Annotated in this window: 21 protein-coding genes and 1 pseudogene; 5 read left to right on the top strand and 17 right to left on the bottom strand. The window is 66.6% G+C overall.

Annotated features, from left to right (window positions below; translation table 11 throughout):
- Positions 1-9: 9 nt before the first annotated feature.
- The 5 genes from CR105_RS15870 to CR105_RS15850 form a co-directional block, all read right to left on the bottom strand.
- A complete protein-coding gene (locus CR105_RS15870; RefSeq protein WP_099789871.1) occupies positions 10-2,829 on the bottom strand; it encodes an ATP-binding protein in 2,820 nt (939 codons plus the stop codon).
- Between the two features lie 8 nt (positions 2,830-2,837).
- Positions 2,838-3,608 (bottom strand): hypothetical protein, encoded by a 771-nt coding sequence (locus tag CR105_RS15865; protein ID WP_099789869.1) that lies wholly within the window; start codon positions 3,606-3,608, stop codon positions 2,838-2,840.
- A complete protein-coding gene (locus tag CR105_RS15860; protein WP_180288212.1) occupies positions 3,601-4,971 on the bottom strand; it encodes a hypothetical protein in 1,371 nt (456 codons plus the stop codon). The genes CR105_RS15865 and CR105_RS15860 overlap by 8 nt, the downstream gene beginning before the upstream one ends.
- A gap of 209 nt (positions 4,972-5,180) precedes the next feature.
- Positions 5,181-5,924 (bottom strand): DUF3108 domain-containing protein, encoded by a 744-nt coding sequence (locus CR105_RS15855; protein ID WP_099789867.1) that lies wholly within the window; start codon positions 5,922-5,924, stop codon positions 5,181-5,183.
- A 1-nt stretch (position 5,925) separates the two neighbouring features.
- Positions 5,926-7,026 (bottom strand): DUF3108 domain-containing protein, encoded by a 1,101-nt coding sequence (locus tag CR105_RS15850; protein ID WP_099789865.1) that lies wholly within the window; start codon positions 7,024-7,026, stop codon positions 5,926-5,928.
- Positions 7,027-7,153: 127 nt separating this feature from the next.
- Between CR105_RS15850 and CR105_RS15845 the strand changes: the two genes are divergently transcribed.
- Entirely contained in the window at positions 7,154-7,780 is a 627-nt protein-coding gene (locus CR105_RS15845) for a PhaM family polyhydroxyalkanoate granule multifunctional regulatory protein (RefSeq protein WP_229413960.1), read from the top strand.
- A gap of 27 nt (positions 7,781-7,807) precedes the next feature.
- On the opposite strand, the gene CR105_RS15840 is transcribed toward CR105_RS15845, so the two are convergent.
- The 5 genes from CR105_RS15840 to CR105_RS15820 all read right to left on the bottom strand — a co-directional run bounded on the left by CR105_RS15840 (position 7,808) and on the right by CR105_RS15820 (position 12,999).
- Complete coding sequence (locus tag CR105_RS15840; RefSeq protein WP_099789861.1) at positions 7,808-8,023, bottom strand: hypothetical protein; 216 nt, start codon at positions 8,021-8,023, stop codon at positions 7,808-7,810.
- Between the two features lie 229 nt (positions 8,024-8,252).
- Positions 8,253-9,953 carry a tetratricopeptide repeat-containing response regulator gene (locus tag CR105_RS15835; RefSeq protein ID WP_099789859.1) on the bottom strand — a complete coding sequence of 567 codons (1,701 nt, stop codon included), beginning with the start codon at positions 9,951-9,953 and terminating at the stop codon, positions 8,253-8,255.
- Positions 9,950-10,597, bottom strand: coding sequence for a sensor histidine kinase (locus CR105_RS15830; RefSeq protein WP_099789936.1), 648 nt, complete (start codon positions 10,595-10,597; stop codon positions 9,950-9,952). The genes CR105_RS15835 and CR105_RS15830 overlap by 4 nt, the downstream gene beginning before the upstream one ends.
- 169 nt (positions 10,598-10,766) lie before the next feature.
- Complete coding sequence (gene mnmC1, locus CR105_RS15825; RefSeq protein ID WP_099789857.1) at positions 10,767-12,431, bottom strand: FAD-dependent 5-carboxymethylaminomethyl-2-thiouridine(34) oxidoreductase MnmC1; 1,665 nt, start codon at positions 12,429-12,431, stop codon at positions 10,767-10,769.
- 4 nt (positions 12,432-12,435) lie between these two features.
- Positions 12,436-12,999 carry a DNA-3-methyladenine glycosylase I gene (locus CR105_RS15820; RefSeq protein ID WP_099789855.1) on the bottom strand — a complete coding sequence of 188 codons (564 nt, stop codon included), beginning with the start codon at positions 12,997-12,999 and terminating at the stop codon, positions 12,436-12,438.
- A 55-nt stretch (positions 13,000-13,054) separates the two neighbouring features.
- Here CR105_RS15820 and CR105_RS15815 point away from each other — a divergent pair, with 55 nt between their 5' ends.
- Complete coding sequence (locus tag CR105_RS15815) at positions 13,055-13,663, top strand: FMN-binding negative transcriptional regulator (protein WP_099789853.1); 609 nt, start codon at positions 13,055-13,057, stop codon at positions 13,661-13,663.
- A gap of 1 nt (position 13,664) precedes the next feature.
- On the opposite strand, the gene CR105_RS15810 is transcribed toward CR105_RS15815, so the two are convergent.
- Complete coding sequence (locus CR105_RS15810) at positions 13,665-16,502, bottom strand: sensor domain-containing diguanylate cyclase (RefSeq protein WP_099789851.1); 2,838 nt, start codon at positions 16,500-16,502, stop codon at positions 13,665-13,667.
- A gap of 233 nt (positions 16,503-16,735) precedes the next feature.
- The gene (locus CR105_RS15805) at positions 16,736-17,371 is read right to left on the bottom strand and encodes a DUF4142 domain-containing protein (RefSeq protein ID WP_099789849.1); all 636 of its coding nucleotides are present in this window, start codon (positions 17,369-17,371) and stop codon (positions 16,736-16,738) included.
- A 312-nt stretch (positions 17,372-17,683) separates the two neighbouring features.
- Between CR105_RS15805 and CR105_RS15800 the strand changes: the two genes are divergently transcribed.
- From CR105_RS15800 to CR105_RS15790, 3 genes are read left to right on the top strand one after another with little or no spacing between them, the layout of a single operon-like run.
- A complete protein-coding gene (locus tag CR105_RS15800; RefSeq protein WP_229413959.1) occupies positions 17,684-19,012 on the top strand; it encodes an efflux RND transporter periplasmic adaptor subunit in 1,329 nt (442 codons plus the stop codon).
- Positions 19,013-19,016: 4 nt separating this feature from the next.
- Positions 19,017-20,234: an FtsX-like permease family protein gene (locus tag CR105_RS15795; protein WP_099789845.1), complete on the top strand. Its 1,218-nt coding sequence runs from the start codon at positions 19,017-19,019 to the stop codon at positions 20,232-20,234.
- Positions 20,227-20,907 (top strand): ABC transporter ATP-binding protein, encoded by a 681-nt coding sequence (locus tag CR105_RS15790; protein WP_099789843.1) that lies wholly within the window; start codon positions 20,227-20,229, stop codon positions 20,905-20,907. The genes CR105_RS15795 and CR105_RS15790 overlap by 8 nt, the downstream gene beginning before the upstream one ends.
- 3 nt (positions 20,908-20,910) lie before the next feature.
- On the opposite strand, the gene CR105_RS15785 is transcribed toward CR105_RS15790, so the two are convergent.
- The 5 genes and pseudogenes from CR105_RS15785 to CR105_RS15765 all read right to left on the bottom strand — a co-directional run bounded on the left by CR105_RS15785 (position 20,911) and on the right by CR105_RS15765 (position 25,353).
- Positions 20,911-21,687: a lipid-binding SYLF domain-containing protein gene (locus CR105_RS15785; protein ID WP_180288211.1), complete on the bottom strand. Its 777-nt coding sequence runs from the start codon at positions 21,685-21,687 to the stop codon at positions 20,911-20,913.
- A gap of 10 nt (positions 21,688-21,697) precedes the next feature.
- Positions 21,698-22,291, bottom strand: a complete 594-nt coding sequence (locus CR105_RS15780; RefSeq protein WP_099789839.1) for an HdeD family acid-resistance protein — start codon at positions 22,289-22,291, stop codon at positions 21,698-21,700.
- 192 nt (positions 22,292-22,483) lie between these two features.
- Positions 22,484-22,858, bottom strand: a pseudogene (locus tag CR105_RS15775) (transposase); the annotation flags it as partial.
- A 73-nt stretch (positions 22,859-22,931) separates the two neighbouring features.
- The gene (locus tag CR105_RS28930; RefSeq protein ID WP_229413958.1) at positions 22,932-23,576 is read right to left on the bottom strand and encodes a Fic family protein; all 645 of its coding nucleotides are present in this window, start codon (positions 23,574-23,576) and stop codon (positions 22,932-22,934) included.
- 1,000 nt (positions 23,577-24,576) lie between these two features.
- Entirely contained in the window at positions 24,577-25,353 is a 777-nt protein-coding gene (locus CR105_RS15765; RefSeq protein ID WP_099789835.1) for an enoyl-CoA hydratase, read from the bottom strand.
- Positions 25,354-25,438 lie beyond the last annotated feature (85 nt).

Here is a 25,438-nt window from a genome sequence, read left to right as displayed (position 1 = left end):
GCCGTAGCATCAAGCAGCGGCGGGAGTGACGCGCCGCTGCAGGACGAAGATCGGCTGCGCCCACGGCATGTCTTTCTTCTTCTTGCTGGTGATGAGGGTAAGCTCGGACGGGTCGTAGACGTCGGTGTTGTGCGTCAGCGGCGTCGTCATCAGGTACTGCGCCTCGGTGTTCTTGAGGAATTCGCCGACCAGCTGGATGTTGCGGATGTCGAGGTGGGCGAACGGCTCGTCGATGAAGACGAAGCCGCCGGAACCGTCTTCGGACTTGAGCAATCCGATCAGCAGCACCAGCGACTTCATCACCTGCTGGCCGCCGGACGCTTCGCCGTCGTTCATCCCGATCTGGTCCTTGCCGTCGAACTTGAAGCGCACGTGCAGGCCGGCCTGCGACAACTGCACGTCGTCGTTTTCGAGCCGCACCGGATCGGCATGCACGTCGATGCCGGCCAGCTCACCCAACTCCTTGATGTTCTTGCTATACGTCTTGATGGTGTAGCGCAGGCGCTCGATGTAGGCGCCGCGCGCATTGCCGGTCGCTTCGATCGCGCGATTGTTCTGGTAGCGCCGCTCGTCGGTTTCGCTCTGGCGGCCTTGCAGCTGGTCGTTGAGACGGTGATGCTGGTCGATGACGGTGGCGTCAAGTTCCCAGTCGTCGCGCGCGAGGCTGTGCTGCAGCGACGACACGCGCAGGTCGACCTGGTGACTGTTCTGGTGTTCGGCCACCAGCGACGCGCGACGCGCCGGACGGCGCCAGCCTTGCGGCAAATGGCGCCAGCTGCGGCGCAGATCGACGAGGTTCCTGGCGTGTTCGGCGCGCTGCTCGATCTGGCGCTTGTGGCCCAGGCGCAGGCCGGCTTCGGCCTCCGACAAGGCCAGGCGGGCGTTTTGCCACACGGTGTCGGCGCGGGTGCGCGCGACGGTTGCGGCCTTCGTCAGCCCCTGCAATTCGCCCAGGCGCGAGCCGACTTCGAGGCGCTCGGCCTTGAGCGGCGCGCTGCTGCGCACCGCTTCGTCGAATTCGGCCTGGCGCGCGGTCAGTTCCTTGGCGGCGTCGACGCCGGCGATGCGCGCCTTGAGCGCGCCGACTTCGGCGGCCAGCTTGCTGATAGCCAGGGTCAGCGTGTCTTCCTGCGCTTCGAGTGCCGGCAGCGAGCGTTGCAGCGCTTCGAGGCGGCCGGTGCGACCGGCCTGACCGAAGCGGTAGCGCGACGCTTCGACGAACAACGAGCGGCCGCCGCGGCGTTCGCGGTGATACGCGTCCGGCGTGATCCATTCATCCGACGCCAGGTTGGCGCCGGCTTCGACCGAATCGACGCGGTCGATGCGGGCCAGCTGGTCGATCAGCCACGACGGCGCCGGCGCCGAAAAGCGCACCACCGACAGCAGGCTGTCGTCCTTGCTGACTGGTGCGGCGACACACTCGGGCACGATGAAGTGGCGATAACGCTCTTTTTCGGCCAGCTTGTAGGCGGCGGTGGCGTCCTTGGCGCGTTCGAGCAGCACGACGGACGCGTAGCCACCGAGGACGCCTTCGACCGCGCCCTGCCACTTCGCATCCGTCACTTCGACGATATCGGACAGCATCGCGTGGGGAATGTTGGCGTCGCGCAGCGCACGGCGCATGCCGCGCACCGCTTCGGGCTCCGGCATCGCGCTCTTGCCCTGCAGGGCGGAGATGGTGGTGTGGTCGCCGGCAATGCGCGCCGACAGCGTGTCGCGCGCCTGCTTCTGCTTCGCCAGTTCGGCTTCCTTGCCTTCGAGCTGAGCGGAGACTTCGGCGATGTCGGCGCCCGAATCGGCGGCCAGCTTTTGCAGGCGTTCCTTTTGTTCGAGCAGGCTGTCGAGCGGTTTGAGCTTGCCGTTGACCTGCGCCAGGCGCGAGGCGAGCACGGTCGCTTCCTGTTCGAGCAGCGTTTCCTGTTCCTGGGCGTCGGTCAGCACGCGCACCTGGTTGGCCAGCGCATTGCGCTTTTCGATCAGCTGCGAGTCGGCCTGCGCCATCGGTTTGCGGGCGTCGCGCAACTGGCGGCTGACGGCGCCGGCCTTTTCGCGCGCCTCGTGATACTCGAGGCTAGGCAGCACTTCCTCGAGCAGGTTGCGGCGTTCCTTGTGCAGGTCTTCCCACTGGTGATAGTTGGCCACGCGCAGGCGCAGGCCTTCGAGGTTAGTGCGCGAGGCCTCCAACTCGGTTTCGAAGCGCTTCAGTTCCGTCTCGGTGTCGCGCTGGTGGCGCTTCGCTTCGTCGTAAGCATCGAGCACTTCCTTGTCGCCGAATACCTGGAACACCAGGTCGAGCAGCTGGCGCGGCGCGTACTCGCACAGCTTGTCGGTTTCGCCCTGCTCGAGCGCCAGCACTTTCGCCATCGCCGGCGACAGGCCGGCATTGGCGAGGCGCTTGCGGTAGTTCTCGACGCCGAGCCAGTCGCTCGCCTCGGTCACTTCTTCGATCTGGATGTTCCCCGGGCGCATAAGGTACTGGCGCTTCCAGTCGCCGCCGTTCTTCTGGATCTGGCAAAACAGCGTGACTTCGTCGTCGCTGAAAAAGCCGGAGCTGCGGAACGGACGGTTCGACAGCTGGCGACCGACAGTCTTGTTGTCGACGACGGCGCGGATCCACGCGGTCTGCTGGCCGGAGTGGCGCGCGTAGTGCTTGTAGGTGCGGCCCATCGAGCAATCGAGGCCAAACAGCGTGCGCAGCGCGTCGAGCAAGGTGGTCTTGCCCGAACCGTTCTGGCCGGCGATCGTGATGATCTTGGCGTCGAGCGGGATGTTCTTGATGCGCTGCCAGTAATCCCAGTGGACCAGCTCTAGCGATTTGATGTGGAACATGGGCTCTCTCAGATTGTGGTGTCGTCGTCGGCGTCGACATCGAGTTCGGGCACGGGATCGGCGAGCGCTTCGGCGACGGTATCAACAACTGCGTCAACAACCGGTTCATCGGCAGCGACAGCGTCGACGCTCTTGCGCGGCACGGCGACCGTGATGGGCGCGCGCTTGAAGACGTCGGCCAGGGCGCCGTTGATGATGCGCTCCTTGAGCACGTCGGTGTCCATCATCAGGTCCAGCAGCGGCCCCTCAAGTATCAGATCGCCGCGGCGCTCGATAAATCCCAGCTTCGACAAGGAACCCAGATTCATGTCCATGCGGGTCTTCTTGCCAAGCTTGTCGCCGAAGTCCGACAGCAGCGCGGTGTAGGAGATGCCGATCGAGGTGTCTTCGGCGCGCGGCATCGGCTTGTCCTTGTCGAACATGTCGTCCTGGTCGTCGTCGGCGTTCTGGTGGGTCTCCTGGCGTTCGCGCTTGGGCAGGATGATCTGCGCCCACAGCACCACCAGCAGCGCCACGCCGTCGCGCGTGAGGCCGAAGTTATTGTTCTGCCAGATGTCCTTGGCGCCGAAGATCTTCGGCTCGACGGCGCGGTGCAGCGCCAGGGTGACGTGGTCGGCGTAGACGTTGTCGAGCATCTTCAGGCCCGATTCGAGCAATCGCTTGTCGACTTCGGCGCGGAACAGTTCATCGGACAGCACGCGCTTGACCATCTTGTCGTCGCGGCGCAGGGTCTGGTGGGTCAGCAGGCGCGCAATCAGGATCTGGGAATCGTCATTCATCGGCCGGGCCGCTTTCGAGGACAAGTGAGAGGGTGGCGATCGACATGGCCGCGACGTGCGGATCGCTTAGCTGAACCATGTCGTCGGTCGGCGCGAAGGTGATCGGCAAGCGCGCCAGCTGCGCGGTGGCGCCCTGCAGGCTCGCTTCGGCGGCGTCGCCCAGCAGCGGCAGCATCGAGGCGCGGTAGGAGGCGATGGCGAAGCTGGCCGGCAGCAGCGAATCCTGGATCGGCACCGACTTCGGGCCGTCGTCGGAAAAGCTGGGAAAGTTACCGAGGTTGGCGAAGTCGGACAGGCGCGCCAGCCAGTCATCGAGTTCGGCCTGCACGGCCGGCGCGTCGTTGACGGTGAGCGGCGCATCCTGGCCGACCGGCAGGCCGGCCTGGCCGACGACGGCGTTGCGCTCGGCCAGCAGCTCGGTTTCGGCGACGTCGATCATCTCGGCCGGGGTGCCGAACAGCGGCACGATCGGGCGGTCGATGGCGCCGCGTGCGAGGCTGGCCAGGTCGTCGTGCGCCAGCAGCCAGCGCTTGACATCGGTGGTCGACAGGCCGGACTGGCCGAGGTGGACGCGCTGGCGTTCGATCTGGTTGAGGGCGCGCGAGAACATGCCCTGCATGTTCAGCAGCGCGCTCTGGGCGCGGCCGATCGCCTGCGCCGCCTTGTGGGTGGCCGAATCGGCGGCGTCGTCGGCGAGGATGGCGCGCAGGATCTGCGAGCCCTTGTCGACCCAGTCGCAGGCCATGTGCCACTTGGCCTGCGAGGTGCGCAGGCGGAATTCGGAACCGGAGGCGATGGCGTCGCGGAATTCCTCGGTGAGGTCGACCAGGCGCCCGAGCAGGTGCTTGAGCTGGTCGACGGTGACGCCGCCGACCGCCTGGGCGCCGGCCACCTGCGACAGCAGGAAGCCCATGTCGGCTTCGTCATCGGCCTGGCCCATGTTGAGCAAGGTGTCGAGCGCCGAGAGCACGTTGCGCGCCATCGGCGTGACGCGGTAGACGGCGGCCTGGGCGTCCCACGCCAACAGGCCGTGCGAGCGCAGGCGCGTGAGAACTGTTTCGAGGCTTTCGGGGATCAGGTAGGCGAGCTTCTGGTTGATGTCGGCGCGCGAGAAGGCCGACGTGGTGCTGTCGGCGGCCAGTTCGCGCAGCACCAGCAGGCGAATGAGCACGCCGTCCTGGCCGCCGTGGAACAGCGCGGTGAACGCCTGCAAGGTCGGCTGGGCGCGCTTGAGGTGGAAGACCTGCTCGATTTCGTCGGCGGAAATGCCGGCGTGGAAATGCGACTGCAGCGAACTGGCGTCGTCCTGCCCAAGTGTCAGTGATTCTGCGGCCAGCGCCGCACCTGCGGTAAATTCGATCATTGCGCTCCGGGTACCAGGTTCGACCGCTTGGTGGTGGACACCAGCTTGCTCGCGGGGCGTCAGTATATCAGCTACGGCTGCGCTGGCCGGCGGAAAAATGTTGCCTGGACGTCAAGTGACATCCCCGACAAGTCATCCTCGCGCAGCGGGAATGACGTTAAAAAATCTGGCGCGATATTTCCGTCAGCGATTTTTGTCGCACGCAGGTGCTACTTCCTGGCGATCTTTTCCAGCGTCTGGTCGACGAATTCGTCTTCGCCATCAGTGAAGCGCAGGCGCGCCGGGTACCACTCTTGCGCCGGCGCCAGCCAGATGTCGAGCGTCTGCTCCTTCGAGTCGGGCGGCGGCAACCTGACCAGGTGTACCGTTTCGAGCGCGCCGACGCCGGTGCGGATGTTTTCCTTGCCCACTACCTTGAAGGTCCAGGGCTCGGCATCGCGGCGCCCGGCGACGAAAAAGACCCACTGCGAGCCGGGGGTGAATTTTTCCGGCGCGGCGCGCGCCACCGCCACCAACTGCCAGGTGATGCTGCTGCGGTCTTGCTCGCCGCCGATTATCGGGTAAGTCTCCTTACCTTCGGTGAAGGAAATGCGCTTGGCGGCGCGGTCGAATGTCGTGGTGGTCGGGTCGCGGCGGAGGCGTTTTTCGACAAACTTGCCGGGGGCGACGCCGAAGCTGTCGATGGTGCCCTCGCTGCGGCTGTCGAGGATGCTGCCGAACAAAGCGGCGCGGGTGTCGGCGCGCAAGGTGTACTTGGCGCCGGTCACGCGCCAGCTGATGGTGGCGTCGCCGGACAGCGAAAACCCCTTCTGGCTGGCCTTGATCGAATAGCTGAGATCGGCCGAAGGCGGCACGTCCACCGGGCGCTTGACCGCCACGTGCTCGGCCGCGCCGGCCAGGGTAACGGCGGCCAACATGGCCCCGCAGGCAATCAGTTTGAGTTGACTATGCATTTCAGGTTCCTGGATCCGTGAGGACGATCTTGCTGACCGTCTGGGTTGTTACCGCACCGCTCGCTTCAATGTTGCTTATCTGTACAGGCAGCCAGCCGTGCGCTGGCGCCAGCCAGATGTCCAGGCGCGATGCATAGGCGCCGGGCTTGGGCGGGCGCGACAGGCGCCAGGCGTCAATCTTGCCGAGCCGCGTGTGCAGCTGCTCCTGGCCCAGCAGGACAAAGTGGAACACGCTGGCGTCCTTGTCTTCGGCAACCTGGATGTCGATGCCGGCGGCCAGCTGGCCGCTGTCGGCACGGGCGATCGCGGCCAGCTGCAACGGGATGGTTGCCTTGTCCTGGGCGCCGGCGGCCTGGTCGAATGCTTGCTGCGAGGCGGAAAACGTGATGTGGCCATCGCGGAAATGGGTCGCCGTCTGCGCCCGGCCGCGGCGCTTTTCGGTCATCAGCGACGGTGCAAAGCCGGTCTCGCCGACGCTGCCTTCGCTTTGCAGCGCGACCAGGTTGACGCGCGTGACGACCACGCTGATGCCGGCCTCGACCTTCATACTGTAACGGTTGCCTTTGAGCTGCCAGGCCATCTCGGCTTCGCCGCTCCAGCGGGTGCCGTCGGCGTCGCGGCGCGCCACATCGAGCAGGATGCGGGCTGACGGCGGCAGGTCGACCCGGTAACCCGGCGCCGGCGGCGGCAGCGGCGCTACCGGCTCGACCGCGGCGGGCGGCTCCACTGTTGCCATCACGACAGATTGTACGGCAGATAACAGTTGCGCGGCGCCAGCCTGGTCGCTGATCGCCGGCTGGCTGGCCAGGACGGCGACGTCGACCAGCGCCGCGGGCGCCGGCGCCGGCGCTGGCCGGGCGCGCGCCAGCACCTTGGCAGGCGCGGCCGGCGCGGTCTTCGGCACAGTCTTCGGCGCAGGTTTGGGCGGAGGCGGCGGCGCGGCGATCAGGCGCGCGATGGTTACCACCGGCGGCGGTTCATGCGCAGCGGGCTGCAGCATGTGCGGCAGGATCGACCACAGCGCCAGCAGGTGCAGCAAGACCGACGCACCGAACAGCGACAGCGCACGCCGATATCGGGGAATGGTCGAAGCGAAGGTCATCCGAGTAGTTTAACGTGTTCGCAGGGCGTTCCGCTGACAGGCTTGCCCGATGGCCGCGCGCACGACTTTCTTTGAATGCGTGTTAGTTATCTGATACGCTAAAGCCTCACTTTAACGGAGACGCGCCATGAACCCTCAAATGCCTCAGATGCCCGGTGTCGGCAACATGACCGACTCACTGGACTTCGTCAAGAACCTGTGGGGCAGCATGAGCTTGCCGGGGATGAGCATTCCCGGACTCGGCGCGCCGGCCCTGTCGCTCGATGACCTCGACAAAAAAATTGCCGACCTGAAAGCGGTCGAGTCCTGGCTGAATGTCAATGTCGCCATGCTGCGCGGCACGGTGCAGGCGCTGGAAGTGCAGCGCGGCACGCTGGCCACGCTGAAATCGATGGGCGCCTCGATGGCCGAAGCGATGAAGCAGCCCGGCGCCGACCAGAAAACGGTGCTGGCGGCGTCGCCATTCGCATCGGCGTTCTTCGGCCAGCCGGCCGCCGCCGTTGCGCCCGAGGCGGCCAAGGCGGCGCCTGCGGCTTCGCCATTCATGCCCGATCCGGCGATGTGGTGGAATGTGTTGCAGGAACAGTTCCAGCAGGCGGTCAGCAGCGCGATGCCGGCGGAGCCGCTGGGAAAGGGAAATACGGTGGCGCCTCAGCCGGACCCGTCAGCGCCAAACTTGACGCCGGATGAATCGGCCGCGAACGGCGCACAGGGCAAGGCACGCGCGCCGAAGGGCAAGCCGGCGAAGGGCTGACCGGGCGCGCGGTGGTGGGCCGGGTCCTCAGGCCAGGCGCAGGATCCGGATCGCGTCGATCAGGCCGTCTTCCTGGCGCTTGACGGTGGAGATTGCAATCAGTCCTTCATCGGCCATCTGCCGGGCTTGCTCGTGGACGCCCTGGAACGTTTCCACGGTGTCGCCCTTGGCCGCGATCGGACGGATCCATGCGGTGCTGCCAACCTTCATTTTTTCGTAAACTTCCATTGCGATGTCGCGCATGCGTTGTGCCTTTCTGACTGGGCGCGGGGTGAGCCGCAGAGTTTGCAGTTTATCACCAGCGCGCCGTGAGCGAAAATTCGCCTCGTTGTGGCGAACGCCAGTCGTTAGCGAAGGTCAACAATGACCGCCGGGAACGGCCTGGCGGTGTCGCAACGCTGGGGTCAGGTCTGACATTCGGACATTCACGCATGAATGTCCGAATGTCAGACCTGACCCCAGCAATTTGCGCTTACGTTTGGGCCGGGGCGGGCGCTTCGTCGGCGCTTTCTTCGCCGACGCGCGGCGCCAGCCTGGCCAGCTGTTCCATCAGCTGGGCGAAACGCTGCTGGCCCGGCTGAATTTTGTCGACGTGCATCAGCACTTCGGCGGCCTCTGCGCTCAGCGCCTCGTCATAGCCGAGCTGCTGCATGTGCGACAGCAGGATCTGGGCGGCATTGAACAGGATGCGCAGGTTGTTGGGCAACTGCTCGCGCGCATGGCGCATCCAGCCTACCGCTTCGGGCAACTTGCCGGTCTTCCACAGCAGCACGCCCTGGTTCATCAGGTCGGACGCGTCCTTCTTCGACGAGCGGATCAGTTCGATGCCCTCGTCGCCCATGCGCGCCTTTTCGAAAATCTTCTGTACCTCGTCGAGCAGCAGCGTGTTGTCGTGGTTGTTGCGCGCGACGTAGCACAGCAGCTCGACCGGCGACTCCTTGACGCCGACCGCCAGCAGCAAGGTGGCCATCTCGAGGCAGGTCGGCGTGTCGGGCCGGCCGGCGTCCGCGTTGAGCATTTCCTCGAGCTCGTCGCCGGCCTTGCGGGCGCGGCGGAAGTCGCCGCTTTCGTGGTACACCATGCCTTCGGTAATCTTGGCGCGCAGCTGGATGTGATCGTCGTCGGCAAACTCGCGCTGCACCGCCAGCAACAGCTGCAACGCTTCCTTGACGTCGTTTTTCTGGCCGCACACGCGCGCGAGACCAAGGTAGGCGTCGGCCGACTTCATGGCCGAATATTCGCCGATGGCGATGCACTTGCGGAAAGCCTTCTCGGCCATGCCGACGTTGCCCAGCTTCAGGCACACCTGGCCGAGGTTGCGCTGGCGCGGCACCGAATTGGGCGACATGCGGGCGGCGCGCTCGAGGATGCCGCAGGCTTCCTCAGGCTGCCCCATCAGTTGATAAGCGTTGGCCAGCTGGTCGTAAGCGTCGATGTAGTAGCGGTTGTCGGCGATGACGCCCTGGAAGATCTGGCGCGCCTGCTCGTATTCGCCGTTGGCCATGCGGATCTTGGCCAGCCCCGACTTGGCCCACTGATATTCGCGTTCCTGCATGACCTGCTCGTAGGCCTCGCGCGCTTTTTCCGGCTCGCCGCTCTTGAGCATCAGCGACGCCTTCATGCGCAGCAATTCGATGCGGTGCACCTTGTCGACGGCGATCTGGGCGTCGCACAGCTTGCCCGCGCGCAGGTAGTCCTTCTCGGCATAGGCCAGGTCGATCATCTTGAAGACCTGCTTCTTGTGCCAGACGCGATTGAGGCGGGTCAGCAGCACGCCCTCGGTGATCGGCTTGATCAGGTAGGCGTCGGGCTGGTGCTCGGCGGCGCCCATCACCGACTCGACGCTTTTCTCGGCCGACACCATCATCCACACGCTGCTTGGCATCAAGAAGTTGCGCAGGCGCGCCTCTTCCAGCACCTGCTGGCCGTTCTTGCCTTCGCCGAGGTTGTAGTCGCACAGCACCACGTCGTAGCGAATGCGCGCCAGCAGCGCCATCGCTTCGCCGCCGCTGGAAGCCTGGTCGATGTTCTTGGCGCCGAGGTTGCGCAAGCTCTCGCGCAGCAGCTGGCGGATGCCGATGAAGTCGTCGACCACCAGGTAGTTTTTTTCGGCCCAGTCGACGTTGGCGATGTCGGACGCCCCGCTCGGTTCGAATGACGAACGCGCGCTCATGGCAAGGTCAGCACAAAACAGCCGCCGCCGTAGGCGCCGCCGTTTTCCAGCCGCACGGCGCCGCAGCGGTCGCGGTGCTTGTGCATCTGCGCCACTTTGCTGGAAAAATACAGGCCGAGGCCGCTGCTGTTGGTCCGGAAATTGACGCCAGAGCTGACCCCGCTCATGGCCGAAATACCCGCTTCGAGCATCGCGTCCGGATAGCCGGGGCCGTTGTCTTCGACGCGCATTTCGAGGCAGCCGTCGACCACCGCGACCGACAGGCCGATGGTGTCGGTGGTGTAGTTGATGGCGTTGTTGATGGCGTGTCCCAGCACGCCAATGATCAGGTCTTCGTCGAAGTGCCAGATCAGCTGCGGGTCGAAATCGGTGCGCAGCTCGATACCGCGCGACTTGAGCAGCACGCGCTCGGACGAGACGACCTGCTCGACCAAATGGCCGATGCCGAGCGGCTGCATGTCGAACGGATACTCGGGCTTGCCGACCTGCTTGTACAGCGCCAGCAGCTGCATCAGGTTGTCGTTGAGGCGCTTGGTCTGGTACAGCATCTGCGCCATCTGCGGATAGGCCGGCCCGATCGCCGGCGTGGCGTCATGCAGCAGCGATTCCAGCGTGCCCGACAGCACGCTGATCGAATTTTTCATGTCGTGCGCGGTCGAGGCAAGGAACAGGAACAGCTCGTTCGAGCCAGGCGTATCGTCAATCGTCAAGGAACCTCCAGCGGCATGGATATTGCCCTACGACAATTATACCCGGGTTCGGCGGCGCGACTTGACGAATAGCTCAGGAAGCGGATGGCTGTTGTATTCCGTGTCAGTGCGCGCCGCGGCGCCCGCGCAGCCGAAAGCGCCCCGGGTCGAGCGCTGCAACCAGGCTCGTTTCCAGCGGCAGCGGCTCGCCTTCGAGGCCGGCCGCCAGCAGTTCGGCCACCAGCGGCGCCCAGGTCAGCCCGCGCGACGCGTAGCCGAGCAAGGCGTACAGGCCGGCCTGGCGCGGCAGCTCGCGCAGACGCTCGGCGCCGAGGATGCAGGCCGGATCGGGCAATGCGCCGACCAGCGGCAGCCGGTCCGGCGCCACCGAGCGGAATCCCACCCGGCCGCGCAACGGCGCGTCGACGCCGAGCGCCGGGTCGTCCAGCATCGAGCGCAGCCTGGCCAGGTTCTCCTGCTGACTGCTTGCGCGCAGGTACGGATCGAAATCGTCGTCATAAGTGGCGCCGACGCTGCGCACGCCGCCGGCAGCGGGCGTGACGTAGGCTTCGCGGCACAGCACCAGGCCAAGTTCGGCAAGCGCCGCGTCCGGGGTCTCCGGGGTCTGCCCCCGGTTGTCTTCAGCCAGGTGCGTGACCTGGCCGCGCACCCGTGCCAACGGCAGAAATGACGACTGCGCCAGCTCGGCGGCGCCGGCGCCGTTGGCCAGGATGACGGTGGGCGCCTGGGCGATGGCGGCGCCGCTGGCGTCGATCACGCGCCATTCGCCGCCGGCGCGCTCGATGGTGACGCTGCCGGCGCCGAACAGCTGGCGCAGGCGCGGCCCGCAGGCGTCCAGCATGGCCCGGCAGGCGCTCGCTGGCCGGATCCAGCCGCCCTGAGGAAACAGCCAGGCGCCGTGCGGGGCCAGAGTGCCGAAGCGCGCGGCGGCGGCGTCCTTGTCGAACCACTGCGCATAGTGCGGCGGCAGGCGGCGCGCGTCGGCGATGGACTGCTGCAGCTGCGCGTGGGCGGCATCCTTGGCCACGTGCAGCACGCCGCAGCCGGCGCCTTCAATCGCGCCGCCGACGCCGCCCAGCGCTTGCCAGTAATCGAGCGCGAACAGGAATGCGGCGCGCGACAGGCGCGAGGCGATGTTGTCGTCTTTCGACAGCAGCGGCATGGTGATGCCGGCCAGGTTGCCCGACGCTTCCATCGCCGCGTGCGGATGGCGCTCGACCAGCGTGACGTGCCAGCCGCGCGCGCACAGACGCTGGCAGGCGGCGGCGCCCGCGAGGCCGGCGCCGATGACGACGGCGCGCCGTTCGGGCGCCGGCGGGCGTGGCGCGATCGGCTTGCGGGTGGCGAAGCGCGCGCCCTGCCCTTGCGCGTCAAATACCCAGCCGGTTGCTGCCAGCGCCGCTTGCTGGGCGGCGGACAAACCGCCTGCATCGAGCATCGCATCGGCTGCCAGCAGCCGCGCCAGCGAACGGGCGGAGGCGGCGTCCTCGATGCCATGCAGACGGACCGCGTCGATGCGCGCCGACAGCCGGGCCAGCGCCGCTTCGAACGGGACGTGCAGCAGGTCTAGCGTGACGGCGGCATCGCTTTGCAGCACGCGTTGAAAGCCGGGCAGTTCGCCGCCGCCGATCGCGATGACGTGCAGGCGCGCCGGCCGCTGCGGATCGGCGTGCCATTGCGCGATCCATTGCGCAAAGCTGTCCGGATCCCACTGCGAATCGAAGATGACGAATCGCTCGCGTCCGCGCCAGTGCGGCCCGAAGTCCATCGCGTCAGCGCGACGCGCGCTTGAAGCAGGCCTCGTCGTGGTCGTCGACCATGCCGATGCCCTGCATGTAGGCATACACGATGGTCGAGCCGACGAACTTGAAGCCGCGTTTTAACAGGTCCTTCGAGAGGCGGTCGGACAGCTCGGTCTTGGCCGGCCGCGCGCCGCTCGGCCAGTGGTTGACGATCGGCGCGTTATCGACAAACGCCCACAGGTAGCAGTCGAGCGTGAGGCCTTCGTCGCGCAGGCGCAGGTAGGCCTGGGCATTGGTGATGGTGGCCGCCACCTTCAGGCGGTTGCGCACGATGCCTGCATCGGCCAGCAGCGCGGCGACCTTGGCGGCGTCGTAGCGGGCGATGATTTCGGCGTCCCAGCCGTCGAAGGCGGCGCGGTAGTTGGCGCGCTTGTTGAGGATCGTCTCCCAGCTCAGGCCCGCCTGCGCGCCTTCCAGGTTGAGCATCTCGAACAGGGTGTTCTCGTCGTGGCACGGCACGCCCCACTCGTGGTCGTGGTAGGCGAGATAACGGGGGTTGGCCATATTGGCCCAGCTGCAGCGGGTCTGGTTCATGCGGTGAAGTATACATCGCGGTAAGATAGCGAGCATCACATTGACGGCGGCGACCATGTACTCACCTTCCCATTTCGCAGAAACCCGCACCGACACGCTGCACGCGCTGATCGAGGCGCATCCACTGGGCACCCTGGTGATGCAGACGGCGGACGGCCTGGTGGCCGACCATATCCCGTTCGAGATCGGCGCGCCGAGCGCCGCGGCGCCGCACGGCACGCTGCGCGCCCACGTCGCGCGCGCCAATCCGCTGTGGCGCCAGGCCGGCGCCGGCGCGCTGGTGGTGTTCCAGGGGCCGTCGGCCTACGTCTCGCCGTCGCTGTACCAGGAGAAGCCGGTCAGCGGCAAGGTGGTGCCGACCTGGAATTACGCGGTGGTGCATGCGCACGGCTTGCTGCGTGCGATCGATGACCCGGCATGGCTGCTGGCGCTGCTCGAACGCCTGACGGCGCGCCATGAAGCGCCGCGCGCGGCGCCGTGGGCGGTGGCCGACGCGCCGGCCGACTACCTCGCCAGCACGTTGAAGGCGATCGTCGGCATCGAGATTCCGCTCGACCGGCTAGATGGCAAATGGAAGCTGAGCCAGAACCGCCCGCCGGCCGACCGCGCCGCGGTGGCAGGCGACTGCGCCGCGCTGGCGCCGTTGATGGCGCAGCTGCCGTAGTCTACGAAGTGACTTGGCCGGCGGCCAGGCCGAGGCGGCGCTTCTTGGGACCGGCCGGCAGCACCGGATGCTGCAGGCTGGTGACGAGCGTGACCTCGCCATCGGCCAGCGCCTGGTCGAGGTGCTGCATCAGGCGCGGGAACAGGCCTTCGCCGCAGGTGCTGTCGGTGCCGTACACCGCGGCCCACGCATTGCGCCCGGAGCGCTTGGCCAGGTACAGGCCCTGGTCGGCCAGCTCCACCACTTCCGACCAGCTAAGCAGGCGCGGCTGGCTTGGCAGGAACGGGAAGCAGGCAAAGCCGATCGAACAGGTCTTCGACAGGCGGCTGCCGTCAGGCAGCACGAACTCGCGGTCGGCCACGGCCAGGCGGATCCGCTCGGCCACCGCCTTGGCGTCGTCGCGGTTGGTGGCGCGCGCCAGCACGAGGAATTCTTCGCCGCCCCAGCGGATCAAGTAGTCGGACTCGCGAAACACTTCGCGCAGCCGCTCCTGCATCTGCACCAGCACCGCGTCGCCGCCGGCATGGCCGTGGCGATCGTTGACTTCCTTGAAGTGGTCGAGGTCGACCATGAAGAACACCAGGTCCTTGTCCGACGCGGCATCGCGCTCGGCCTGGCGCAGCGGTTCGTCGTGGCGGCGCAGGCTCATGGCGACGTCGGCGTCGACGTGCTGCAGGAAGAAGCGGCGGTTGCGCAGGCCGGTCAACTGGTCGGTCAGGCTCACTTCCTCTAGCGCCTGGTAGGCCTGTTCGAGTTCGAGGTTTTTTTCCAGCAGCTGGTCCTGAGTGGCGCTGAGCGCTCGCAAGGTGGCGGCCACCTGGCGGTAGGCGTTGGCGTTGTCGAGGGCAATGGCGCCGTAGGCACACAAGGTGCGGAAGATCAGCCGATCGCGCTCGCCGTAGGCGTTGCGCTGCCGCGACTGCACCGTCATCGCGCCGAGCACGCGGTCGCCCACCTGCAGCGGCGCGAACAGCTGGGAGAGGGTCGGCTCGGTGCCGGGGATCAGGAACGGCGCGCACGCTTGCGGGTCGGCGTCGACCATGATTTCGCGCCGCTCGCGCACGCAGCGGGCCGAATTGGCGTTCGGGTCGGACAGCGCCACGCAGATCGGCGGCAGCGGCTTGCCGGCCTCGATGCCGAAAGCGCAGCGCATGGCGACGCCGTCGGCGTCGATCAGGAACACCGAAAAATGGATGGCGTCGAGCAGGCCGTGGACGTGGCGGTCGAGCGCGCGGAACACGGCGGCGGCGTCGAGGTGGGTGGTGATCTCCTGGCCGATGGCCGACAGGTGTTCGAGCGTGGCGCTGATCTGCTGCAGCGCTTCGGCGCGGCGCGCTTCGGCGGCGGCCAGTTGCCGATGGTGCTCGCCTTCGGCCTGGGCGCGCTCGGTCTGGTATTGCACGCGCATCGCGATGGCGCGGTTGGTCGCTTCGGTGCCGTGGGTGGTTTCGCGCGCGGCGCCGGCGCGCATCGACGCCTGGTAGGCGGCGGCGTAGTCGCCGGCACCGGCGTATTCGCGGGCGACGGCGTCGAGCAGCGCGGCCGGCACGGTGTAGCCGTCAATGGTGGCGGCCACCGTGAGCACCTGCTGCAAGTAGTGCAGCGCGGCGTTGGGCGCATCGCGCGGCGCCGGCACCGGCAGCGCATGGCGTGCGTGGATTTCGGCCAGCACGCGCAGCGCGGCGATGTGGTTGTAGGCGTCGCGGTGCTCGTGCGCCAGCGCCAGCGACGATTCGGCCATCGCCAGCGCTTCCTGCGGGCGGCCCAGGCGCGACAGCGCATCGGCCTGGCCACGCCGCGCGGCGCAGTGGAAATCGGCCTGGCACAGTGCCTGGCCGCGCACTTCGAGGCGAGCAAAGCTGTCGAGGGCGGCGGCGTAGTCGCCGCAGTCGATTGCCAGGTCGCCCTGGTATTCGAGGGCAACGGCGTAGGCGCGCGAGCTGGCCAGTGGCGCCAGCGCAGCGAGCGCTTCGTGCAGCAGCTGCTGGGCGGCATCGCGCTGGCCGAGCTGGCGCAGCGTTTCGGCAGTCTGCATCAGCGCCAGCCCCTCGCTCATCGGCCAGCCGCCCGGGCGCGCCAGGTCGAGCCCGCGCTGCATCCATTCGAGCGCGGCGTTGTGGGCATTCAGGCTGGTGAAGCCGTTGCCGATATTGGTGGCGAGGTTGACCGCGCGGCGCACCTGGCCGGTGGCCAGCGCGGTTTCGAAGCTGCCCATCATCAGGCTGATGGCGCGGCCGAAATCGCTGGCCTGGAAGGCGCTGATGCCGAGGTAGTCGTCGATCCAGCCGCGCGCGGCCGAGTGGACGCCGGGCGCGTTGCGGTCGAAGCGCTGGCCCCAGCGCAGCTCGGCGGCGTGGACGTCGCGAAACACGGCGAACAGCGCGGCGGCGGCGTCGCAGATGTCGACCCGCACGACGCAGCCGGCGCGGCGCGCATAGTCGGCCGCCAGCGTGATCGCGGTGTCGCTGTCGGCCAGGTTGCCGGCGTCGACGTCGATCCAGGCGCGCAGCCAGTTGCCGTCGGCGCAGCCGGTCCAGTCGGCGTGTTGTTCGAAGCTGTGCAGGACAGCGGCGGCGAGCGCGCGCGCGCCGTCAAGGTCGCCGGCGAGCCAGACCGCTTCGGCGCGCACCAGCGCCAGGCGCGCTTCGAGCGGGGCGCGCTCGGCGTCGGGCAGCGCGGCGGCAAGCGGCGCCGCTTCGTGCGCTAGGCGCTGGGCACGCGCCGGGTCGCGCTGGCGCAGGTGCCAGATGACGTTGACCAGCGGCGCCAGGCGCGCCGATCCCTGCAAGGTCGCCAGTTGCGCCTCGCACGTCGCCAGTTCCTCGTCCAGTACCAACATTTGAAGCAATGAAGTCCCCGTTCAAACACCCTGCCGCGACCGGTGAAGATGATGCCGGTGTGCATCATTATTTCACACATTTGCGTGTCTGCCAGCAATTACGCAAACATTGGCGCAAGGCAACAACGAGACGCGGCTGGCGTGTCGGGTCAGCGCCGCGGCGCGGTCCGACCGCCATCAGGGACAGGCCGACGGGGCGCGGCCTGTCCCTGAAGAATGCGCCGGGGGATGGCTTACGACGTGCTGGCGCCGGCGGCGGCCGGCGCCTTGCCTTTGGTGTCGGCGGCCTTGCCCGGCTTCATTTGCTGGGCCGCCTTCAGGTGCTGCTCCACGGTTGGCTGGAGCCGGGCAGCCAGCGCCTTGATGTCGGGGTCCTTGGCCTTTTTCTGGGCGGAGTTGAGCATGCCGTGCATCTTTTTATGGTCGTCGACACCGGCCTGGCGCATGTAGGCCTTGTCGAAGGCATCGCCGGACAGCGCGCCGAGCTTGTCGGCCATGGCCTGGTGCTTCTTGTCGAGCGCGGTCGGCAAGGTCACCGCCTTGGTGCTGGCGAGCTGCTGGATCTCGGTCAGCGCCTTGGTGTGGTCGTCGATCATTTGCCGGGCGTAAGTCTTGACCTGGTCGTTCTGGCTCTTGCTGTCGGCCAGCTTGGCAATTTCGATTTCCGCCATGTTGCCGGCGGCCATATCCATCAGGATTTTCTGGTCGGCTTTGCTGAGCGCGGTGCCGGTGGTGGCGGCAGCGCCACCGGTTGCCGCCGGCATCTGGCCCGTGGCCGGAGCGGTCTGCGCGCCGACAGTCGCCGCGCCCAGCATGGCGGAGACGGCCGCAACGCTCAGCAGGGTTTTCAGAACTGGGTTCATTCGCATGTCGTTCTCCTGGAAAAAGTTGAAATGTCATCACAAGATCAAGAACGCCTTACCCCCTCCATTAACGTCATCCTCGCGAAAGAGGATGACATTAATTTTCTGCGGTGCTGTTCGATCGCTGCAATGTGTCATAACGCAGCAGGACGGATCTGCACCTGCTTCAGTTTAGCTTTCATGAACAAGGCCGAGCGCCCGCTAGCCGCGCGGCAAAAACCGGCAACGCGACAGCCCGGCGAATTTGATACACCTCAACGGAAATCCAGAGGCGCGCCGCCACACTGAGGGATGCCCATCCGCGATGCACTGAGCAAGGTGAAGCAACATTGGCTGGCCGCGGCGCTGGCCGTGGCAGCGCTGCTGGGCGCCGCATACGCGGCGCGCGCGCTGCTGTTCGGCGCCGAGCTGAAGGTGTATCCGGTGGAGCGGCGCGAGCTGCTGCAAACGGTGGTGGCGAGCGGGCGCGTCGAAACGCCGCTGCGCATCGAAATTGGCAGCCAGGTCACCGGCGCCGTCGCGGCGATTCCCGTGGCCGAGGGACAGGCGGTAAAGGCGGGCCAAGTGCTGATCGAACTCGACCATGGCGAGGCGGCCGCCGCGGTGGAACAGGCGCGCGCCGCGGTCGGCCAGGCCAGCGCGCGCCTGCAGCAGGTGCGCGACGTCGGCCTGCCGGTGGCGCAACAGGCACGGCGCCAGGCGGACGCGAACCTGTTCACGGTGCGGCGCCAGTTCGCCCGCAGCAAGGAGCTGTTCGCGCGCGGCTTTGTCGGCCAGGCGGCGCTCGACGAGGCCGAGCGCAACCTGCAGGTGGCCGACAGCGAGGCGGCCAGCGCGCGCCTCCAGGCGCGCAGCATGGGCGACCAGGGCAGCGACCTGCTGATGGCGCAGGCGGCGCTGGCGCAATCGCGCGCGGCGCTGCGGCTGGTCGAGGCGCGGCTGGGCTACACCACCATCACGGCGCCGGCCGACGGCGTGCTGATCGCGCGCGCGGCCGAACGCGGCGACGTGGTCCAGCCGGGCAAGGTGCTGATGGTGCTGTCGCCGGCCGGCCGCACCCAGCTGGTGGTGCAGATCGACGAGAAGAACATCGCGCTGCTGCACCTTGGCCAGGCGGCGCTGGCGTCGGCGGACGCGTATCCGGCGCGCCGCTTCGGCGCCGTGCTGGCCTATGTCAACCCGGCGGTCGATCCGCAGCGCGGCTCGCTGGAAGTGAAGTTCGACGTGCCGCGCCCGCCACCCTACCTGCGCCAGGACATGACGGTGTCGGTCGACGTCGAGGTGGCGCGGCGCCCCAACGCGGTGGTGCTGCCGACCGAAACGCTGCACGACACGGCCGGCAGCTCGCCGTGGGTACTGAAGGTGGCCGGCGGGCGGCTGCGGCGCCAGCCGGTGAAGCTGGGGGCCAGCGGCGGCGGCAACACCGAGATCGTCGCCGGGCTGCAGCCGGGCGATCTGGTGGCGCCGGCTGCCGGCGCGGCGCTGGCCGAAGGGACGCGGGTGCGCCCGGTTACCGCGGTGGCGGCGGCGAACGGCGGCAACGGCGGCGACGGCGGCAACGGCAGCAACGGCGCCAACGGAATGCGCGGCGCGCCGGCCGCAGCTGGGCGGGCCGGCAACAGCGCGGCGCCGGCGGCCGGAGGATGAGGCGATGCCGTTCGAATGGATCGCCGCCATCCGCTTCTTGCGCGAAGGGCGCATGCAGTCGGTGTTCATCATCATCGGCGCGGCGATCGGGGTGGCGGTGATCGTGTTCATGTCGGCACTGCTGGAAGGCATGCAGGGCAACCTGATCCGGCGCGTGCTCAGCGCGCAGCCGCACATCGTGCTCGAGCGCCCGAAAGACGCGGCGCGGGTATTGCGCGAGCCGGAGCCCGGCCAGTCGCCGCTGGCGATCGTGCAAACGCCGCCGCAGCGCCCCGACAACATCGACCAGTGGCAGAAGGTGCGCGACGAGATGCTGGTGCGCAGCGACATCGTCGCCGTCGCCGTCACCGTCAGCGGGCCGGCGTTCGCGGTGCGCGGCGAGACCGGCCAGGCCATCTCGCTGACCGGCATCGAGCCGGAGCAGTACGCGCGCATCGTGCCGCTGCCGGACAAGATTGTTGCCGGCAGCTACCGCATGACGAGTTCCGATGTGCTGATCGGCAAGCAGCTGGCCACCGACCTGGGCGTTGGCGTCGGCGACAAGCTGCGCCTGGTCACGTCGGTCGGCGGCACGGCCACGCTGAACATCAGCGCCATCGTCGACCTCGGCAGCCGCAGCGCCAACCAGCGCGCCACCTTCGTCGTGCTGTCGACGGCGCAAAGCCTGCTGCACCGCACCGGCGGCGCCTCCAGCATCAACCTGACGGTGCCGGAGCCGTTCGACGCCGAGCTGGTGGCGCAGTCGATCGCCGGCCAGACCGGCCTCGAGGCGCTCAGCTGGATCGCCACCAACAACGAGTTCTTCCTCGCGCTCAATGCGCAGCGCTTCACGATCGGCATGATCCGCCTGTTCATCGGCCTGTCGGTGGCGGCCGGCATCGCCAGCGTGCTGGTGGTGTCGGTGGTGCAGCGCTCGAAGGAGATCGGCATCCTGCGCGCGATGGGCGGCTCGCGCGGGCAGATCATGCGCGTGTTCCTGCTGCAAGGCGCGATGGTCGGGCTGCTCGGTTCGTTGTCGGGCTCGGCGCTGGCGACGCTGCTGTCGGCCGGCTGGCGCCTGATCGCGCGCAGCCCGGACGGCACGCCGCTGTTTCCGGTCGATATCAACGCCAAGCTGTACTTGCTGGCTGCGCTGCTGGCGACCTTGACCGGACTGGTGGCGGCCGTCACGCCGGCCACGCGCGCGGCGCGCATGCTGCCGGTGGAGGCGATCCGTGGCTGACGACGTGCTGAGACTGGAAGGCATCACCAAGACCTACGGCGCCGGCACGCCGGCCGCGACGGAGGTACTGCATGGCATCGACCTGCAGCTGGCGCGCGGCGAATTTGTCGCCCTGATCGGGCCGTCCGGCTCGGGCAAGAGCACGCTGCTCAACCTCATTGGCCTGCTCGACCGGCCCACCGGCGGCGTGCTGCGCATCAACGGGCGCGACACCGCCACCCTCGACGACAATGCATTGACCCGGCTGCGCGGGAGAAGCATCGGCTTCATCTTCCAGTATCACTACCTGATTCCGGCATTCACTGCGCTGGAAAACGTGATGATGCCGGAACTGCTGGCGCGCGGCAGCCCGGATCGGGCGATGCGCGAGCATGCGCTGGCGCTGCTCGGCCAGGTCGGGCTGGCGCCGTGGCGCGACCACATGGCCAGCAACCTGTCGGGCGGGCAGCAGCAGCGCGTGGCGATCGCGCGGGCGCTGGCGCTCGAGCCGCCGCTGGTGCTGGCGGACGAACCGACCGGCAATCTCGACACGAAGTCGGCCGACAGCGTGTTCGACCTGATGCGCCACGTCAGCGCCGACCGCGGCACGACGTTTCTGTTCGTCACCCACAACATGGCGCTGGCGCGGCGCTGCGACTGGCTCGTCGAACTGGTCGACGGCCGGATTGTTTGATGGCTAATAGCGCGGCGTCGGCGTCGGCGCCACCGAGGACCCCGACGATCCACCCGCCAGGGTCTGCTTCAGCGTTTGCGAGTGAGGGTTGCTGTGTTTGCCGGCGAGCACATCGGCGACGGTCGCCGTCTGGCGGTAGTAGGCGCCGGTCAGATTCTCGCTGTGGCGAATGTCGCTGACGCCGACCGACACCAGGCTGCCGTACAGGCCTCTGGTGCCGGACCAGACGACGACGTCGCCGTCACCCAACGACCCCTGCGCGATCTTCGACCAGTTGACCAGGGTCAGGCCGGCGCCGGCATTGAGCGAGAACTGGTTCTTTTGCATGAACCGGTTGACCGCTTTCTCGTTGTTGAGAACGAGCGCGATGGCGCCCGCCTCGGCGCCGACCTGGGCGCCGGCGCTGATGCCGCCGATGTTATAGAACACCGGGTCGCTCCATTGGCCGTCGGCGCGCTTGACCAGCAACACGCCGGTGCCGCCGCTGGCGCCCACGCCGAGCGCGGCGCGGCCATAGCGCGGCACCAGGAACACGCCCTTGGCCTGCTGCAGCAACTCGCGCATGCGCGGCTCCTGCAGCATTTTTTGCACCTCGGCGTTCGCGTCGGCGACGTGGCGAATGGCGCTCGACTCCTGCCGCGTGTCGGCGGTAGCGGCGGCCGGTGCATCGCCGGCGCGGCGCTCGGTCGTGGCCTGGGCGCCGGCCAGGCCACTGGCCGCCAGCAATACCAGCGCGCACGCTGTCCTCAGCAAGCGGGCATCATCAGTTCTTGTTTCCATGGTTGGCTCCTTAAGAGTTAGTGGGGAAGCGGTCAGGAGGGTGCGGCGCCTCGTTCGGAACGGCGCCGCGGCGCCAGGCGCGCACCCGGATCGACAGCGCCAGCAGCAGCACGCCGGTGGCGATGGCATACAACCCGACCAGCCAGACCAGCGCCAGGGCGCCGGCGCCGAGCGGATACATGAAGACGACGACGCCGAAGAGGATTGAGGCAATGCCGCTAAACACCATCAGCAATTCGCCGTGGATCTGGCGCCGCAGGCGAACGGCAATGACAAGGTCGAGCACGCCGGAGACGAGGGCGTTGGCGCCGATCAGCAGCACCAGCACCAGCGCCGTCAGCGCCGGATGGGCCAGCGCAATGAAGGCGGCGCCGACACCGGCCAGGCCGGCAATGAGCAGCACCCACCAGTGGTCGTCCGCCTTGCGGTTGTTGACGGCGCCGATGATCCAGACGATGCCGCCGATCAGGGCGTAGGCGGCGAACAATGCCACCAGCGACAACAGCGTGATGCCGGGCAGCGTGAGCGCAAGTACGCCGAAGGCAATGGCGATGACGCCGCGCAGTGCGGGCATCCACCAGTAACGCAAAACCGTTTCGTTCATAGGACCCTCCCCTACTTTGGACCCCGGGCGGTCAAATAAGGTCAGGTCTTTCAGTGTGGCGGAGAAGCTTTTGAATGCAGACCGGACTCATCTGCGTACGGCCGCCGCGTTTCAGAGCCGCCGTGGACGAGGACATGTCCGGCCGCCCTACAAGGGAAAGGCACCGCCGTTGCCCAAATTCGCTCCCCATTCTTGGAGCGCCTTGTGTTTGAGGCGCAAGGCGGTCCGATAGCAAAGCCCGACGAGCCGCATCAACTCCAGCGCCGAGACGTTGTTTTTGGACTGCGTGAGAAAGTACATCGCTTGAAACCACTTCGTCAGCGGTAGCTTACTCGAATGAAAAATGGTCCCGCTCGTGAGCGTGCTCTGGTGTCGGCAAGCGTGACACTGGAACGTCTTCGCCTTGCCGTGCCAAACGACGTAGTGCCCTTTTCGGGCGCACATGGGACATCCGAAACCATCGGGCCAACGGCATTTTTCGAGCTCTTTCTCACACTGGGCCTGGGTCCCGTAGCGCTCCATGAACTGCGTCAGGCTCAACCCGGATTGAAACTGCACTCGATTCATCGCCGCCATCTCCGCTCCTCTCGTCGCCAGCATGCGCGCTTGCAGAAGTTGGACACTCGTCGGCGGGCTATGTTCAATTAAGATGAAGATCAGCGCTAGTCAATTCAATGATTAGCTTGGCCAAGCGCGCGTCATCAAGCTGAAAGAACCGCTTTTTCAAGGCGCCCGACAACTGCCAGGCGTTTTGTTGCAGGGACCGAATGATTGCATCGATATCAGCGTCTGGACCCTCCAGCCTGTTTTTAACTGCTAACCTCGCACGCTCCAGATCACGCAAATAGGTAGCCTCGTTCGTCATCTCGTCCTGGATCGTCCTGCGAACGACATGTCCCACATACTCCATCTGGTGGGTCAGGTCGGGATATCGCCAGACAGGCATTGCCTCCGCGTAGGCATCGAAACTGAAATTCGTGCGGACGCCATCTTCACACTCGACCTCGGTGTTGAAATCATAGCGATCGCCGAATCTCTGCATAAATGGTTTCGAAAACGCCTCCAGCGCGCGGTCGTACCCTACCCTCTCCCGGCTATCGTTCGCGATAGTGGCGGAGATTGGAAGAATGAAGGGCGCCGGGACAGCTCCGTCTCGTCTGAGAAAATCGTTGACGAGAAAGCGCGAAATACGTGCGTTGCCGTCGGCCATCGGATGGATATAGATGAATCCGAAGGACGCCACCGCGGCGCGGACCATCGAGCTCTTGCCTTGGGTCTTGGCCATGGTAATGCTGAGGCCAGCAAGGAGCTCGCGCGCATCCCCCATTTTGGAGCGATGTAGTCGATCACTGAGATGAACGCGTCGTTGTGACCAACAAAAACGGGCGACTTCCGCAGTCCATACCTAGTCGCTTCGCCGAGGATCTCCTCCTGCAGTTGCGTCAGGACTTCCTCTTGAAGTGGATCCCCGTCTTCACCGCACCGACGGCCCATCACCGCCGCAAAGCGTCGAACGCGGTCCACATGCTGCTCCTCGTGCTCAATCAGAAAGGAGGCCCTTGATTCTTTGTGGCTCAACCAGCTAGCACTACGCAGCAACAGCTCTGCGCCGATTGAACCTCCAAGGATTGCAAGGCCGCAGCACAGCTGTAGGCCTCGATCTCTCGCACAGCTTCTGTCCGGAATACCAATGGGCAGAACTTACGCGTTCCCGGAAGGTTGTCGCGTACTCGCCATCGCTGGTCGTTCGCCGCGCGCGGCGCCGTGAGATACTGGTCCGGGTCGATCGCGTCGACGTAGTTGCCTGCTATCGCGTCTGGAACGTTCAAGCGCCGGCCGGCGAGCCACTCATAAAAGAAGCCCGCCCTTCGTGAATATTGCCCAGTCGGTTCGCGCCGGATCCAAGTTTCGAGGATACCGGGATCGATTTCCTGAAAAAGGCGCGCTAAAAATTCGAGATGGATTGGCTCGTATCGAAACGCGAAGAAGAGGTGCCCCGCTACCGTTGGCCCTGGACGCATTGCCTTAGGATACGTTTCAACCCGGCGCCGATCGGCAGACGCCACTGTACTACGCGTTCCCGAACCGCGAATGGATGGTAAGCGGCTGCACTGGCCACGCCAGTGGTAGCGATGAGCCAGTCAAAACCTCCAAAATCATCCATTTTTGAATATTCGCCCAGGTTTTGGATTACAAACTGGAGTTTCGCACAGATTTCGATTAAAACGATACCCAGTTACAACAAATTGAACCCGCGACATCGAGTTGGCTCGGACTCATACTGGTCAGGCGAATTTCGAGAAGTCCGGCTTGCGTTTTTCAAAGAAGGCGGTGAATGCTTCCTTCGCTTCGGGCGCCTGCAGCATGGCGGCGAACAGCTCGATTTCGGCGGCGATCGCGGACTCGATCTGCTCGGCGCGCGGGCGCTTCATCAGCGCCTTGGTGGCGCGGATCGAGGCGGCCGGCAGCGCCACCAGCTTGGCGGCCTGGCGCGTGGCGAACGGAATCAGTTCATCGAGCGGCAGCACCTTCGAGACCATCCCCATCTGGAACGCTTCCTGCGCCATGAACGCCTCGCCGAGCAGCAGCTTTTCGGCCGCGCGCGGGTAGCCGGCAATCGCCGGGAACAGCAGGCTGGAGGCGAACTCAGGGCACAGGCCGAGCTGCACGAACGGCATGCTCAATTTGGCGTTGTCGGCCACGTAGACCAGGTCGCAGTGCATCAGCATCGTGGTGCCGATGCCGATGGCGGCGCCCGACACGGCGGCGATCACCGGCTTGGTGCTGCCCGACAGCGCGCGCATGAACTGGTACACCGGGCGCGAGGCGTCCGGCTTGCCGCCGGCCGGGGCGTTCTTGAGGAAGTCTTCCAGGTCGTTACCGGCGGTGAAAATCTCCGGCTTGCCGGTGATCAGGATCGCCCGCACTGCGGCATCCTGCTCGCCGTCGATCAGGGCGTCGGCCATGGTCTGGTACATCGCGCCGGTGATCGCGTTCTTGCGCTCCGGGCGGTTAAATTCGATCGTCAGGATGCCGTCGGTCTTGCGGATCAAAATATCCATGCGTTTTTTTCCTTTTCGGTGGGGCGTCGGGGATCATTCTGCTGAGCAGATTATACGCGCTTGGCCAGCGGCGCTGCGGCGTGCG

This window comes from Massilia eurypsychrophila, from assembly GCF_002760655.1.
GTDB lineage: Bacteria > Pseudomonadota > Gammaproteobacteria > Burkholderiales > Burkholderiaceae_D > JAFCUW01.
Note: the sequence above shows the minus strand (reverse complement) of the source record. Positions and strands in the feature narration are given on the sequence as shown.

Excerpts from the sequence above, each read along its gene's own strand:
- CR105_RS28930 (WP_229413958.1), bottom strand. The coding sequence starts at position 23,576 with ATGGCCAAGACCCAAGGCAAGAGCTCGATGGTCCGCGCCGCGGTGGCG.
- CR105_RS15850 (WP_099789865.1), bottom strand. The coding sequence starts at position 7,026 with ATGACCTTCGCTTCGACCATTCCCCGATATCGGCGTGCGCTGTCGCTG.
- CR105_RS15870 (WP_099789871.1), bottom strand. The coding sequence starts at position 2,829 with ATGTTCCACATCAAATCGCTAGAGCTGGTCCACTGGGATTACTGGCAG.
- CR105_RS15820 (WP_099789855.1), bottom strand. The coding sequence starts at position 12,999 with ATGAACCAGACCCGCTGCAGCTGGGCCAATATGGCCAACCCCCGTTAT.
- CR105_RS15845 (WP_229413960.1), top strand. The coding sequence starts at position 7,154 with ATGAACCCTCAAATGCCTCAGATGCCCGGTGTCGGCAACATGACCGAC.
- CR105_RS15785 (WP_180288211.1), bottom strand. The coding sequence starts at position 21,687 with ATGGAAACAAGAACTGATGATGCCCGCTTGCTGAGGACAGCGTGCGCG.
- CR105_RS15815 (WP_099789853.1), top strand. The coding sequence starts at position 13,055 with ATGTACTCACCTTCCCATTTCGCAGAAACCCGCACCGACACGCTGCAC.
- CR105_RS15835 (WP_099789859.1), bottom strand. The coding sequence starts at position 9,953 with ATGAGCGCGCGTTCGTCATTCGAACCGAGCGGGGCGTCCGACATCGCC.
- CR105_RS15810 (WP_099789851.1), bottom strand. The coding sequence starts at position 16,502 with ATGTTGGTACTGGACGAGGAACTGGCGACGTGCGAGGCGCAACTGGCG.
- CR105_RS15860 (WP_180288212.1), bottom strand. The coding sequence starts at position 4,971 with ATGATCGAATTTACCGCAGGTGCGGCGCTGGCCGCAGAATCACTGACA.
- CR105_RS15795 (WP_099789845.1), top strand. The coding sequence starts at position 19,017 with ATGCCGTTCGAATGGATCGCCGCCATCCGCTTCTTGCGCGAAGGGCGC.
- CR105_RS15840 (WP_099789861.1), bottom strand. The coding sequence starts at position 8,023 with ATGCGCGACATCGCAATGGAAGTTTACGAAAAAATGAAGGTTGGCAGC.
- CR105_RS15830 (WP_099789936.1), bottom strand. The coding sequence starts at position 10,597 with ATGAAAAATTCGATCAGCGTGCTGTCGGGCACGCTGGAATCGCTGCTG.
- CR105_RS15805 (WP_099789849.1), bottom strand. The coding sequence starts at position 17,371 with ATGCGAATGAACCCAGTTCTGAAAACCCTGCTGAGCGTTGCGGCCGTC.
- CR105_RS15855 (WP_099789867.1), bottom strand. The coding sequence starts at position 5,924 with ATGCATAGTCAACTCAAACTGATTGCCTGCGGGGCCATGTTGGCCGCC.
- CR105_RS15765 (WP_099789835.1), bottom strand. The coding sequence starts at position 25,353 with ATGGATATTTTGATCCGCAAGACCGACGGCATCCTGACGATCGAATTT.
- mnmC1 (WP_099789857.1), bottom strand. The coding sequence starts at position 12,431 with ATGGACTTCGGGCCGCACTGGCGCGGACGCGAGCGATTCGTCATCTTC.
- CR105_RS15865 (WP_099789869.1), bottom strand. The coding sequence starts at position 3,608 with ATGAATGACGATTCCCAGATCCTGATTGCGCGCCTGCTGACCCACCAG.
- CR105_RS15780 (WP_099789839.1), bottom strand. The coding sequence starts at position 22,291 with ATGAACGAAACGGTTTTGCGTTACTGGTGGATGCCCGCACTGCGCGGC.